This window comes from Achromobacter deleyi (assembly GCF_013116765.2).
Classification (GTDB): domain Bacteria; phylum Pseudomonadota; class Gammaproteobacteria; order Burkholderiales; family Burkholderiaceae_B; genus Achromobacter; species Achromobacter deleyi_A.
The window spans coordinates 3091788-3105224 of sequence record NZ_CP074375.1 but is presented as its reverse complement, the minus strand read 5'-3'; the positions used below and the strand labels follow the sequence as shown (position 1 = coordinate 3105224).

Genomic DNA, 13437 nt, shown 5'->3' with positions numbered 1-13437 from the left:
GGGGCCTTCTTCACCCTTTTTTCCGCTTACCCACGGAGTTCCTCATGAATCGCTACAAGCTGCTTGCACTGGCCGCCGCCCTGACGGGCGTGATGGGCGCCGCCTCCGCCGAGACCACGCTGACCGTCTACACGGCGCTCGAAGCCGACCAGATCAAGGTCTACCAGGCCGCGTTCGAGAAGGCCAATCCCGACATCAAGATCCAGTGGGTGCGTGACTCCACCGGCATCATCGCCGCCAAGCTGCTGGCCGAAAAAGGCAACCCCAAGGCCGACGTGATCTGGGGCCTGGCCGGCACGGCGCTGGGCCTGATGGACAAGGAAGGCATGCTGCAGGCGTATGCCCCCAAGGGACTGGACCAGATCGCCGCGAACATGCGCGACGCCAAGGCCGAGCCGTCCTGGGTCGGCATGGACGGCTACGCCGCCGCCATCTGCTTTAACACCATCGAAGCCGAAAAGCAGAAGTTGCCCAAGCCCACGTCGTGGCAGGACCTGACCAAGCCCGTGTACGCCGGCAAGATCGTCATGCCGAACCCGGCGTCCTCGGGCACGGGCTTCCTGGACGTGAGCGCATGGCTGCAGATTTTCGGTGAAGAGAAGGGCTGGGCCTACATGGACGCCCTGCACAAGAACATCGGCTCGTACACGCATTCGGGCTCCAAGCCGTGCAACATGGCCTCGGCCGGTGAATTCCCGATCGGCGTGTCGTTCGACTACCGCGCCGCCAAGCTGAAGGCCGACGGCGCGCCGGTCGAAGCCGTGTTCCCGTCGGAAGGCCTGGGCTGGGAAGTCGAAGCCACCGCCATCATGAAGGGCACGAAGAACCTGGAAGCCGCCCGCAAGCTGGCCGACTTCTCGGCCAGCCGCGAGGCCAACGAGCTGTACAAGGCCAACTTCGCGGTGTTGGCGATTCCGTCGATCGCCACGGTCAACCCGAACCTGCCGGCGGACCTGACCACCCGCATGATCAAGAACGACTTCACGTGGGCCGCCACGAATCGCGAGCGCATCATCGCCGAGTGGACCAAGCGCTACGACGGCAAGTCCGAACCGAAGAAGAAGTAAGCCCCTGCCATCGCGGCGGCGCGGGACGCCGCCGCGCATCGGGAGGCCGCCTCGGGCGGTTTCCCCGCAATCTTTCTTGCAATGTTCCGAAGATGAAAAATTTCGACGTAATCGTGGTCGGCGCGGGCATGCTCGGCATCGCGCACGCGTGGGCGGCCGCCAAGCGCGGCCTGTCGGTGGCCGTGATCGAGCGCAGCCGGCAGGCGCATGGCGCCACGATCCGCAACTTCGGCCAGGTCATCGTGACGGGCCAGGCGCCGGGCATGATGTTGTCGCACGCCCAGCAGGCTCGCGAACTGTGGCTGGAACTGGCGGACAAGGCGGGCTTCCATGTGCGCGCCAATGGCGCCCTGGTGCTGGCGCGCAATGCCGACGAGGCCGACGTGCTGCGGGAGTTCGCGGATACGCGCATGCGGCAGGAAGGGTATCGCGCCGAGCTGCTGTCCGGCCGCGAGGTGGCGGGCCTGTACGGCGGCCAGCTGGCCCATCACTGCATGGCCCTGCGCGGCCACGACGATCTGCAGATCTATTCCCGCGAGGCCTTGCCCGCCATCACCCGCTACCTGGAGACCTCGCTGGGGGTCGAGTTCATCACGGGGACGCTGGCGCGCGCGGTGGAGAACGGCGAGGTCGGCACTACGGCGGGAGATTTCAAGGCGGCCCATGTCTTTGTCTGCCCGGGCCACGACTACCTGACCTTGCTGCCCGAGCGCTTCGCGCCGCTGAACCTGGAGGTCACGCGGCTGCAGATGCTGCGCGCGGCATTCGAAACCAACCCCATCGCGCTGGACCGCCCGGTGCTGACCGGCTTGTCCTGCGTGCATTACGGCGCCTTCTCGGACCTGCCGTCGGCACAGGCGCTGCGCGGCGTGATCCAGGAGCGCACGCCCATGCTGCTGGAAAACGGCATCCATCTGCTGATCAGCCCCACGCCGTATGGCGAGCTGATCATCGGCGACTCGCATCGCTACGGGCAGGACGCGCCGCCGTTCAACGACGAGGCCGTCGACAACGCAATGCTGGACCTGGCGTCGCAGGCCCTCGGCGCGCGGCTGCGGGTGCTGGAACGCTGGCAGGGCGTATACGGCGCGCATGGCCCGGCGCCGTTCTCGGTGATGCCGGTGGACGCGGCGACCACGGTGGCGGTCATGCATTCCGGCGTTGGCATGACGGTGGGGCTGGCGATCGGCGAACGCGCGGTGGCTGGCGTGACGGGACGCTGATTTTCGCCGGCGCGCCGCAATGAAAAGGGCCTCGCGATTGCGAGGCCCTTTTTCCATCCGAGCGGAGCAGGCGGAACTACACGTTCTGCATGATGCGGCGATACCACTCATGGAAGTGCTGCATGCCGTCTTCCATCGGCGACTGATACGGACCGGTCTCGTTCACGCCGCGCAGCATCAGGGCCTTGCGGCCGGCGTCCATGCGTTCGGCGATCTCATCGTCTTCGATGGCCGTCTCCATATAGGCGGCGCGCTGCGCTTGAACGAACTCGCGCTCGAAGGCGGCGATTTCCTCGGGGTAGTAGAACTCGACGACGTTCACCGTTTCCTGCGGGCCCTTCGGGTACAGCGTGGACAGCACCAGCACGTGCGGGTAGAGCTCGATCATGTGGGTCGGGAAGTACGTGACCCAGACCGCGCCGAAATCCGGCGCATCGCCGTCGCGGAACGACAGCAGGCGGTCGTGCCATTGCTTGTACACGTCCGAACCCGGTTGGGCCAGCGCATTGTGCACGCCCACCTTTTGCAGGCTGTACCAGTCGTTGAACTCCCAGGTCAGGTCGTCGCACGTGACGAAGCGCCCCAGGCCGGGATGGAACGGACCGACGTGATAGTCCTCTAGATAGACCTCGATGAAGGTCTTCCAGTTGTAGTTGCACTGATGCACTTCAACGTGGTCCAGCACGTAGTCGCCGAAGTTGAACTCGGGACGCGAGAACAGCGGCGCCATGTCGGCGGCCGGATCGCGCGGGCCCTCGAACAGCAGGCCATGGCAATCGCGCAGGCGGAACTTCTGCAAATTCATGCAAGGCGTGGTCTCGAACTGAGGCGCGCCCAACAACTCGCCCTGGTTGTTGTACGTCCAGCGGTGCAGCGGGCAAACAATGTTGCCGCCAGTGGCCTTCAGATTACCGTGTGTATTGCAGTTGCCAGCCACGTTGCCGGCTTCGCCGCCAAGCATCAATGCCTGACGGTGACGGCAGACATTTGAGATGAGTTCGACGCCTTGCTGGTTACGAACCAGCGTGCGCCCTCCGCCTTCCTGGACCAACGTACGCCAATCCCCGATTTCGGGCACCACTTTCTGGTGGCCGACATATTGCGAGGATTGCTTGAAAATGAGTTCTTGCTCGCGGGCAAAGAGGGCTTCGTCAAAATATGCGCTGACGGGTAGCTGGGTGCGAGCTGGCACGACATGTGCCATCCGACCGATGTCGGTCATGATTCCCTCCGCTCGGATAAAAAAGCCAGGACGGTTTGAGCTTTGCCAAGCGCTTTTGTTCAAGCCAAGGTTTTGTTCAAGGCCTGTTCAAGAATTTGAGCCTGGCTAAATCCGTTCTGGCGCGAAGAAAAATCGGTGTCTGGCCGATCAAATAAGCCGTGAATTGTACCCCAAGGGATTCCCTCTCGCCCGTTAAGCGCGGCGAGGCTTGGCGAAGTTATCAGGGGGTGGCTTTGGCCGGGTGCAAAACCCGATTAACCCTTCGCGGCGTAGGTCTTTCAGACGAGCTTGCGGGTGGCGGGATGACGCCTGAGCAGCCAGCTGCTGGCCGCCGACAGGGCGAATACGGCCGCCGTCAGCAAGGGCACGGCCCAGGCATCGCGCTGCCCGCCGGAGAAGGCGCCGGCACGGCGCGCCACGTCCAGGAATACCGGGTGGATCAGATAGACGCCGAAGGTCAGCGGCGCCAGCGAGGCCAGCCTGGGCAGGCGGGGCGACGACACGATCCATTGGAAAGCGGCCAGGGACATGAAGGGCACGGTCAGGCTGAAGTAGTCGTAGAAGTAGGTGTCCAGCGCGTGGCCATCGGACATGACGGTCACGCCCAGCGCGGTGGCGGCCACGCTGGCCGCCAGCATCAGTCCCGGGCGCGGAATGCGCATCTCGCCGTCGAAGATCAGGCGGCCCGCGACGAAGTAGCCCAGATAGGGGAGGAACCACGTCAGGAAGAAGCCATGAGGCGCGCCGAGTGCGCGGCGATACAGGGCATCCAGTATCGCCACGCCCAGAATGCCCACCACCCACAGCGCGCGTGCCCTGGGCGTACTGCGCGCATACAGCAGGCGGACCAGGGGGGCGAACAGGTACAGGCCCACGATCATGTACAGGTACCAGAGGTGGTAGTAGGGCTCGCCTTGGGCAACCTTGCGCGGCCAGAACGAAAAATCGACGCGGCCATCGTCCCACCAGTCCAGCCCCGTGCGCCACGCCAGGTAGAACAGGGTCCAGAACAGCAGAGGGGCGCAGATCCGGGCCATGCGCCGGCTGTAGAACCGCTGGGCGTCCTGCGGCTTGTCGGGGTCCAGCAGCAGGGCGCCGCTTACCATCACGAAGACCGGCACGCACCAGCGCGCCGCGGAGTCATACAGATTGGCGGCCAGCCACGCGCCGCCGCCATAGGCGCTCGGGTCGCTGACGATAAGCGCGGCGCTGTGCAGCAGGACAACGGCTACCGCCGCCAGCCAGCGGGCAGCGTCCAGGCTGGCGTATCGGTCTTCGGTATAAGGCATCGGGCTCCCGCTGGGTGTTGGCTTTTGCACCTTAGCAGCGACGGGTGTCCGATTTCTGTATCCAGGGGTTAGGCCAGGCGTAAAAAACCGACAGGGCCGGATTGGCGCTGTCGGTGGGAAGGGTCGGCCCGCGGTAGGGGAGCGGGCCGACGGATCGCGGGCCGGCGGTCCGCGAACGTTTTGTCACGAAACCGCTGGGGGATGCTGCCTTATTGCAAGACGATATTGGCGTGCTTGATCAGTTGCGACACGATCGGCTGTTCGGTCTTGATCTGCTTGTCCAGTTCGGCCGCCGTGCCCGAGCGCGGGTCTATGCCCATGTCCAGCATGCGCTTTTTCACGGCTTCGTCCTGCAGGGTCTCGGTCAAGGCCGCCTGCAGCCTTTCCAGCACGGGAGCGGGAGTGCCCTTGGGCGCCACGAAGCTGAACCACGCAGTCATGTCGAATGCCGGGTAACCCTGTTCGGCCAGCGTGCCCAGCTTGGGCTGCGTGGCCAGCCGCGACGGGCTGGTGATGGCGAACACCTTGACCTTGCCCGCGTCGGCTTGCGGCATGCCGGTGGCGACCATGTCGAAGAACAGGTCCACGTCGCCGCTGATCAGCGCGGGCAGGGCCTGGGTCGCGCCCTTGAAGGGCACGTGCAGGATGTCGATGCCCGCGCGTTCCTTGAACAGCTCGCCGGCCAGGTGCGACGAGGTGCCGGGGCCGAACGTGGCGAAGGTCAGCTTGCCCGGGTTCTGCTTGGCGTAGTCCACGACGTCCTGGGTGCTGTTGAACGGACGCTTGGGACTGGACAGCAGGACCAGCGGACCGACGCCCACCATGCCGATGCGAGCGAAACCGTCCGGATCGTAGGGCAGTTCCTTGTACAGGTAGCGGTTGGTGACCAGCGTGGAGTTGGTGGCCATCAGGATGGTGTAGCCGTCCGGCGCTTCGCGCGAGACGAAGGCGGCTCCGATCGAAGTGCCCGCGCCGGCCTTGTTCTCGACGATCATGGGTTGGCCCAGGTTCTTGGCCATCCGCTCGGCCAGGACGCGCGTCAGCACATCCGTCGCCCCGCCTGCCGGGAAGGGCGAGATCACCTTGATCGGCCGGGCCGGATAGGTGTCGGCCTGGGCGCCCAGCGCGGCGGCGCTGAGCACCAGGGTGGCGAGCAGTTTGAAGCTGGTGCGAATCATGTTTTCCCCTTGAAATCGCTTGGTCTGGAGTGGATCGCCGGGCCTGGCTTGGCTGGGCCGCGAGGTGTCCATCGCGGTGGCTTGCCAGGTCTCCTTGGATGATTTAAATTCCGTATATTGGAATTTTATTCTGTCATTCGAAATAAACTATAAAAACGAAGTGAATGGAAATGCAATCTTTTTCTAGCGGCAAGCGTATTGCGCACCCTCCTTCCAAGCCGGACGAGAAACTCGAACTCAGCCTGCCAGCACGCCGCAAGCGGGTGGCCGGCGCGGGCGAGGGCGCAAACTCACCGGACTTCATCACTGCATTGGCGCGCGGGCTGGATGTGCTGCGCTGCTTCCGGCATGGCGTGGCCGCGTTGGGCAACCTGGACCTGGCGCGCTTGACCGGCCTGCCCAAGCCCACGATCAGCCGCATCACCTACACGCTGACCGAACTGGGCTATCTGCGCTACCACCCGGACACCGGCAAGTATTCGCCCGGCTACGGCGTCCTGGCGCTGGGCTTTGGCCTGTTGGCCGGGCTGGAAGTGCGCGAGCTGGCCAAGGCTTCAATGACCGATCTGGCCCGCGATACCGGGGGCGCGGTCGCCTTGGGCGCCTTCGACGGCGACGCCATGACCTATGTCGAAGCCATCCACGGCTCATCCGCCCTCTATCTGCGCTTGCCGGTTGGCTACCGCGCCAGCCTGGACAGCGCCATGGGCCGGGCCTACCTGGCCAGCCTGCCCGCCGATGAATGCGCCGCCATCCTGGCGCGCCTGGGCCAGGCGGCCCCCGCGGCCGCGGCGATCGATCGCGCCCGTTCCGAGCTGCGGGATTCGGGCTGCTGCTTTGCGATCGGCGAATGGCAGTCGGGCATCAACGCCGTCGCCGTGCCGTTCACGTCCATTACGGGTGAAGGCGTTTTCGTCATGAGCTGCGGCGGGCCCGCAAGCCTGCTGGAAGAGCCGGACTTGCGCGCCCGCGTGGCGCCGGCATTGCGGGCCGCGGTGGCGGGCTTGGCGGGGGCGCCGGGCTGAGGCGCGGCGCGCTGGCGGGACCGGCGTGGCTATCTCGTACAATTCACGGATTGATCCACCCCTAGCGCCCTCGGAGACCCGTTTGGCCAAACCCACACAAGCTGATCCGCAGATCGACGATCGTCCCTTGCCCCAGGATTTCGAAACGGCCCTGGCCGAGCTGGAATCGTTGGTTGCGGCCATGGAAGACGGCTCGCTGCCGCTTGAGCAATCGCTGGCAGCCTACCGGCGCGGCGTGGCGCTCACGCGGGTCTGCCAAGACCGCTTGGCGCAGGCCGAACAACAGGTCAAGGTCCTGGAAGGCGACCTGCTCCGGCCGCTGGATCCCGCGGCGCTGGATGACGAATAAGAACCCGATGAAGCAAACTCAACTCGCTTTCCCCGAGTGGTTGCAAGGCCGTGCGCGACACGTCGAAGACGTGCTTGACGACCTCATGCCCCCGGCGGACGTGCTGCCCGTACGCCTGCACGAAGCCATGCGCTACGCCGTGCTCGGCGGCGGCAAGCGCGTGCGCGCCGCCTTGGTCTATGCCGCCGGACAGGCCTGCCCGGTCAGCGGCAGCGTGCTGGCCGTCGAAGCCTCGCTCGACCGCGCCGCCGCCGCCGTGGAACTGATCCATGCCTATTCGCTGGTCCATGACGACCTGCCCTGCATGGACGACGACACGCTGCGCCGTGGCCGGCCCACCGCCCACGTGCAGTTCGACGAAGCCACCGCCATGCTGGCCGGCGATGCGCTGCAGCCGCTGGCGTTCGATCTGCTGGCCTCCATGCCGATCGCGCCCGCGCTGATCGTCCAGGCCACCCAGTCGCTGGCGCGCGCCGCCGGCAGCCAGGGCATGGCGGGCGGCCAGGCGATTGATCTGTTCAGCGTGGGCCGGTCGCTGTCGCGCGATGAGCTGCAGATGATGCACGGCATGAAAACGGGCGCCATGCTCGCATGCAGCGTGGCGCTGGGCGGCATCGTGGCGGGCGCGAGCTCGGCATCGCGCCAGGCGCTGGACGCCTACGCGCAGGCCATGGGGCTGGCATTCCAGGTGGTGGACGATATCCTCGACGTGACCGCCGACAGCGCCAGCCTGGGCAAGACGCCGGGCAAGGACGCCGCCGAGAACAAGCCGACGTATGTATCGCTCCTGGGGCTTGCGGAGGCGCGGGCCTTTGCCGAGGAATTGCGCGAAGCCGCCCTGGCTGCCCTCGGGCCGCTCGGGGATGCGGGCTCGCGCCTGGCCCAACTGGCCGACTTCATCGTTCTTCGAGACCGCTGATCCGTGACAAGCCTGGCCTGATCGCAGGCTGGGCCAACGAACCACATAAAAGCATGACGACAGATTTATTGGACCGCATTCAATCGCCGGCAGACCTCAAGCGCCTGGATCGTCGCGAGCTGAAGAAGCTTGCGGACGAACTGCGTGGCTTCGTGCTGGAGTCGGTATCCAAAACGGGCGGACACCTGTCGTCCAACCTGGGCACCGTCGAGCTCACGCTGGCGTTGCATCAGGTGTTCGATACGCCGCACGACCGCATCGTCTGGGATGTGGGCCACCAGTCCTACCCGCACAAGATCCTGACCGGCCGCCGCAGCGGCATGGCCAAGCTGCGCCAGCAGGGCGGCATTTCGGGCTTCCCCAAACGTAGCGAATCCGAGTACGACGCCTTCGGCACCGCGCATTCGTCCACCTCGATCTCCGCGGCGCTGGGCATGGCGGTCGCCTCGCGCAATGCCGGCGTGCAGCGCCAGCATATCGCCGTGATCGGCGACGGCGCGATGTCCGCCGGCATGGCGTTCGAAGCCATGAACAATGCGGGCGTCACGCCCAACATCAACTTGCTGGTGATCCTGAACGACAACGACATGTCGATCTCGCCGCCGGTGGGGGCGCTGAACCGCTACCTGGCACGCCTGATGTCGGGCCGCTTCTACGCCACGGCCAAGAACGTGGGCCGCGCGGTGCTGCAGCATGTGCCGCCCGTCCTCGAACTGGCGCGCCGCTTCGAAGAGCACGCCAAGGGCATGGTCACGCCGGCCACCCTGTTCGAGGAATTCGGCTTCAATTACGTCGGTCCCATCGACGGTCACGACCTGGACGCGCTGGTCCCCACGCTGCAGAACCTGAAGGCCCTGGAAGGCTTGCAGTTCCTGCATGTGGTGACGAAGAAAGGGCAGGGCTACAAGCTGGCCGAGGCCGATCCGGTGCTGTATCACGGCCCGGGCAAGTTCGATCCCGCGGTCGGCATCCAGCAGTCCAAGGCGCCGGGCAAGCGCACGTTCACGCAAGTGTTCGGCCAGTGGCTGTGCGACACGGCCCAGCAGGATCCGCGCCTGGTCGCCGTCACGCCCGCCATGCGCGAAGGCAGCGGTCTGGTGGAATTCGAAAAGCGCTTCCCGCAGCGGTATTTCGACGTGGGCATCGCCGAGCAGCACGCCGTGACGTTTGCCGCCGGCATCGCCTGCGAAGGGCAAAAGCCGGTCGTCGCCATCTATTCCACGTTCATGCAGCGCGGCTACGACCAGTTCGTCCATGACGTCGCCTTGCAGAACCTGGATGTCACGTTCGCGCTGGACCGCGCCGGCATCGTCGGCGCCGACGGCGCAACGCACGCGGGCAACTACGACATCGCATTCCTGCGTTGCGTGCCGAACATCGTGGTCGCCACCCCTTCGGACGAAAACGAGACCCGCTTGCTGCTTTCGACCTGTTATCAGCATCCGGGCCCCGCATCGGTGCGCTATCCGCGCGGCGCGGGCTGTGGCGCCCAGGAGTGCGCCGGCCTGGATGTCGTCGAGCTGGGCCGCGGCCTGCTTCGCCGCGAGGGCAGGAAGATCGCCATCCTGGGTTTTGGCACGCTGGTCCAGGCGGCGCTGGGCGCTGCCGGGAAACTGGACGCCACCGTGGCCGACATGCGCTTCGTCAAGCCGATCGACCGGGAGCTGATCCTGGACCTGGCGAGCCGGCACGACGCGCTCGTCACGGTCGAAGATGCGTCCATCATGGGCGGCGCGGGCAGCGCGGTGCTGGAAGCGCTGAGCGCGGCGGGCGTGCAGATTCCCGTATTGCAACTGGGCTTGCCGGACGAGTTCATCGACCACGGCGAGCAGTCGGCGCTGCTGGCCGGCCTGGGCCTGGACGCCGCCGGCATCGAGCAATCGATCCGTACGCGCTACGCCGATTTGCTGAGCTGAGCCTGCTTTTGTGGGCGAAGGCGGCAGCCTTCGTCCACATGGCTGAAACACACTGTTCCGCTCCTTCTAACATACGAATAGAAGGGTTTCCCCTGGCGGTTGCCAGCGTATGGGCGATAATGGGCGCCTCTCAAGATTACTAGGCCTGTGCGTTGTCACGACTGATTGCCTAGACAGGTAAGCCGAAATGAATTCTCCGATCGACCCCGCCATCGTGATGCCCGACGTCCAGAGTTCGGCGGACACGCGGCACATCCCGATTCAGCGAGTGGGCATCCGTGGCGTACGCCATCCCATGCTGATTGAAAGCGGCGACGGCTCGCCCCAGGGCACCGTAGCCAACTGGACGCTGACCGTCGCCCTGCCGCCCGAAGAAAAGGGGACGCATATGTCCCGCTTCGTGGCCCTGCTGGAAAAGTACCGCAGCACCCCCATGACGCCGAAACTGTTCCGCGCCATGGCTGCCGACATGCTGCCCTTGCTGCATGCCGAACGCGGCGACATCACCGCGTCGTTCCCGTACTTCATCAACAAATCGGCCCCGATCTCCGGCGTGCAAAGCCTGCTGGACTACGAAGTCCAGTGGATCGCCCGCGCCCAGGCCGACAGCGTTGAATTCGAACTGATCGTGCAGGTGCCCGTCACCAGCCTCTGCCCGTGTTCCAAGGCCATTTCCGAGTACGGCGCGCACAACCAGCGCTCGCATGTCACGGTCTCGGCCATCCTCAGCGACGACATCGGCATGGATGGCGTCATCCGCCTGATCGAAGAAGAGGGCTCGTGCGAGCTGTGGGGGCTGCTCAAGCGCCCCGACGAAAAGTACGTGACCGAACGCGCCTACGACAACCCCAAGTTCGTCGAAGACCTGGTGCGCGACGTGGCTGCCCGCCTGAATGCGCATCCCGGCATCGCCCGCTATCGCGTCGAGGCCGAGAACTTCGAGTCCATCCACAATCACTCGGCCTACGCCGTCGTGGAAGGCTGAGTTTTCCGTGGACCGTTCGGCGGCCAGTGACTGGCCGCTCATCGCGGGACTGCAAGAATGGGAATCGCGGCTGGCCAGCAATCTGGCCAGCCGCGGCCGCTTTGGCCTCGCGCTGTATGAATTCTTCCGTTTCGGCGTAAAGCAGGCCTGGGCCTGCCTGTTCGGCGGTCTGATGTGCGTGCTGCTCTTGGGCACGCATTGGTGGTATCCCAAGGACGCCATCCTGGCCCGCTACGATTTCCTGACGCTGGCCGCGCTGGGCATCCAGGCCGTGCTGCTGGCGTTGCGCATGGAAACCTGGAGCGAGGCCCGCGTGATCCTGATGTTCCATGTGGTGGGCACCTGCATGGAACTCTTCAAGACCGCGGCCGGATCCTGGATCTATCCCGAGGCCAGCGTGCTGCGCATCGGCGGGGTGCCGCTATTCACCGGCTTCATGTACGCGGCCGTGGGCAGCTATCTGGCGCGCGTATGGCGCCTGTTCGACTTCCGGTTCCGCGCGCATCCGCCGCTTGCCGCCACGGTGGCGCTGTCGGTGCTGATCTACCTGAACTTCTTTGCGCACCACTACATCATGGATTTCCGGTGGGTGTTGTTTGCGCTGACGGTTGTGCTGTTTGCGCGCACCTGGGTGTATTTCCGTATCTGGCGGGCCTACCGCCGCATGCCGCTGCTGCTGGGTTTCGTGCTGGTGGCGCTCTTCATCTGGTTCGCCGAGAACATCGGCACCTTTGCCAATGCCTGGCGTTATCCGAGCCAGCAGCAGGCGTGGCAGCTCGTGTCCATCGCCAAGCTGGGCTCCTGGTTCCTGCTGATGATCATCAGCTATGTGATGGTCAGCATGGTCAACCGGCCGCGGCAAATCGATGTGGCCGATGCGCCCCGGGCGAGCGGCCAGGGTGCGGCGATTGACGCGTCCCCTATTTCTTAGTACTACTTCAGCTTGCGTGAGTGGGCTCAATCGGTGATAATCGTGGGCTTTCTTGCTCGACCGCCCATGGTTTTTGGGTAGCGGGCTGCCCCTTGCGGCGATCGTCAATGATGTAAACCCACCCATGATGGAAAGCGCGGGTGCAAGACGTTCGGCCAGCGAGACATCCTCAAGGAGTTTTACTCATGCGTCACTACGAAGTAGTGTTTATCGTTCACCCCGACCAAAGCGAGCAAGTGCCCGCCATGGTCGAACGTTACCAAGCGCTGGTCACGGGCCAAGGCGGCTCGATCCATCGCCTGGAAGACTGGGGCCGCCGTCAACTGGCCTACCCGATCCAGAAGCTCGTCAAGGCTCACTACGTCTGCCTGAACATCGAGTGCGGCCAAGCCACGCTGGATGAGCTGGAACACTCGTTCCGCTACAACGACGCCGTTCTGCGCCACCTGGTCATCAAGACCAAGAAGGCCCAGACCACGCCCTCGATCATGATGAAGTCGGTCGAGCGCGAAGAAGCCCGCAAGGCTTCGGCGGAAGCTGTCGCGGTTCAGCCCGAGTAAGCTGGGCTCACGCAGAGCTCATCCCATGAAGTCCCCTCGGTGCCTGGCAGGATGAATAAGCTGGAACTCAGCGCCCGCGTTCTTGAATGCGAGCCTTTGCGCCACACTCCCGCCGGACTGCCAGCGCTGGAAATGCTGCTGGCACACGAGTCGGAGGTCATCGAGGCAGGCCACCCGCGCCGCGTCGAATTGACCATCACCGCCGTGGCATTGGGCGATCTGGCGTTGCTGTTGAGAAACACCGCTTTAGGGTCTGAATTGCTGGTGCAGGGGTTTTTGGCTCCCGCCCGCAAGGACTCGGTGAAGATCAAGCTGCATTTGCAGCAGGCGCGCAAGGTCAGCGGCAGCGCAGGACGCGATCCGCAGGTGGCTTGACGGGAATGAGTCCATAGGTGCGAGAGCGCCTTCTGAATACGGATAGGTATGGGGAGTTGGACCCGGCTTTTGAAAAACCCGGGTGGAACCGATCCCCTCAAACATAGAGGCACATATCATGGCTTTCTTCGGAAAACGCAAAGAAAAACGCAAATTCACGCAGCAGAACCCGCTTTTCAAGCGTCGTAAGTTCTGCCGCTTCACCGCAGCCGGCGTCGAAGAGATCGACTACAAGGATCTGGACACCCTGCGCGACTTCGTGCAAGAAAACGGCAAGATCATCCCGGCTCGCCTGACCGGCACCAAGGCAATCTACCAGCGCCAGCTGGACACCGCCATCAAGCGCGCGCGCTTCCTGGCCCTGTTGCCTTACACCGATAACCACAACTAATCCGGGG

Annotated in this window: 14 protein-coding genes; 11 read left to right on the top strand and 3 right to left on the bottom strand. The window is 64.7% G+C overall.

What is annotated here, in order from left to right; all coding sequences use genetic code 11:
• Positions 1-44: 44 nt before the first annotated feature.
• Positions 45-1067 (top strand): putative 2-aminoethylphosphonate ABC transporter substrate-binding protein, encoded by a 1023-nt coding sequence (locus HLG70_RS13955; protein ID WP_171663323.1) that lies wholly within the window; start codon positions 45-47, stop codon positions 1065-1067.
• A 92-nt stretch (positions 1068-1159) separates the two neighbouring features.
• Positions 1160-2290 (top strand): TIGR03364 family FAD-dependent oxidoreductase, encoded by a 1131-nt coding sequence (locus tag HLG70_RS13950; protein ID WP_171663322.1) that lies wholly within the window; start codon positions 1160-1162, stop codon positions 2288-2290.
• A gap of 76 nt (positions 2291-2366) precedes the next feature.
• Here HLG70_RS13950 and HLG70_RS13945 read toward each other — a convergent pair whose 3' ends face one another.
• The 3 genes from HLG70_RS13945 to HLG70_RS13935 all read right to left on the bottom strand — a co-directional run bounded on the left by HLG70_RS13945 (position 2367) and on the right by HLG70_RS13935 (position 5979).
• Complete coding sequence (locus HLG70_RS13945; protein ID WP_171663321.1) at positions 2367-3512, bottom strand: aromatic ring-hydroxylating oxygenase subunit alpha; 1146 nt, start codon at positions 3510-3512, stop codon at positions 2367-2369.
• Between the two features lie 278 nt (positions 3513-3790).
• Positions 3791-4801 carry an acyltransferase gene (locus tag HLG70_RS13940; RefSeq protein ID WP_171663320.1) on the bottom strand — a complete coding sequence of 337 codons (1011 nt, stop codon included), beginning with the start codon at positions 4799-4801 and terminating at the stop codon, positions 3791-3793.
• A 209-nt stretch (positions 4802-5010) separates the two neighbouring features.
• On the bottom strand, positions 5011-5979 hold the full coding sequence (locus HLG70_RS13935; RefSeq protein ID WP_171663319.1) for a Bug family tripartite tricarboxylate transporter substrate binding protein: 969 nt from the start codon (positions 5977-5979) through the stop codon (positions 5011-5013).
• Positions 5980-6149: 170 nt separating this feature from the next.
• Between HLG70_RS13935 and HLG70_RS13930 the strand changes: the two genes are divergently transcribed.
• From HLG70_RS13930 to rpsR, 9 genes are all read left to right on the top strand, one after another.
• Positions 6150-7004 (top strand): IclR family transcriptional regulator, encoded by an 855-nt coding sequence (locus tag HLG70_RS13930; protein WP_171663318.1) that lies wholly within the window; start codon positions 6150-6152, stop codon positions 7002-7004.
• Between the two features lie 82 nt (positions 7005-7086).
• The gene (locus tag HLG70_RS13925) at positions 7087-7353 is read left to right on the top strand and encodes an exodeoxyribonuclease VII small subunit (RefSeq protein WP_105554896.1); all 267 of its coding nucleotides are present in this window, start codon (positions 7087-7089) and stop codon (positions 7351-7353) included.
• A 7-nt stretch (positions 7354-7360) separates the two neighbouring features.
• Complete coding sequence (locus HLG70_RS13920; protein ID WP_171663317.1) at positions 7361-8272, top strand: polyprenyl synthetase family protein; 912 nt, start codon at positions 7361-7363, stop codon at positions 8270-8272.
• A gap of 53 nt (positions 8273-8325) precedes the next feature.
• Positions 8326-10188 carry a 1-deoxy-D-xylulose-5-phosphate synthase gene (gene dxs, locus HLG70_RS13915; protein WP_171663316.1) on the top strand — a complete coding sequence of 621 codons (1863 nt, stop codon included), beginning with the start codon at positions 8326-8328 and terminating at the stop codon, positions 10186-10188.
• A gap of 187 nt (positions 10189-10375) precedes the next feature.
• The gene (gene folE2, locus HLG70_RS13910) at positions 10376-11173 is read left to right on the top strand and encodes a GTP cyclohydrolase FolE2 (protein ID WP_171663315.1); all 798 of its coding nucleotides are present in this window, start codon (positions 10376-10378) and stop codon (positions 11171-11173) included.
• Between the two features lie 7 nt (positions 11174-11180).
• Entirely contained in the window at positions 11181-12104 is a 924-nt protein-coding gene (locus HLG70_RS13905; protein WP_171663314.1) for a DUF817 domain-containing protein, read from the top strand.
• A gap of 185 nt (positions 12105-12289) precedes the next feature.
• Complete coding sequence (rpsF, locus tag HLG70_RS13900; RefSeq protein ID WP_171663313.1) at positions 12290-12664, top strand: 30S ribosomal protein S6; 375 nt, start codon at positions 12290-12292, stop codon at positions 12662-12664.
• A 51-nt stretch (positions 12665-12715) separates the two neighbouring features.
• A complete protein-coding gene (gene priB / locus HLG70_RS13895) occupies positions 12716-13039 on the top strand; it encodes a primosomal replication protein N (RefSeq protein ID WP_171663312.1) in 324 nt (107 codons plus the stop codon).
• Between the two features lie 118 nt (positions 13040-13157).
• Positions 13158-13430 carry a 30S ribosomal protein S18 gene (gene rpsR / locus HLG70_RS13890; RefSeq protein ID WP_006218308.1) on the top strand — a complete coding sequence of 91 codons (273 nt, stop codon included), beginning with the start codon at positions 13158-13160 and terminating at the stop codon, positions 13428-13430.
• The last annotated feature ends 7 nt before the right edge of the window (positions 13431-13437 follow it).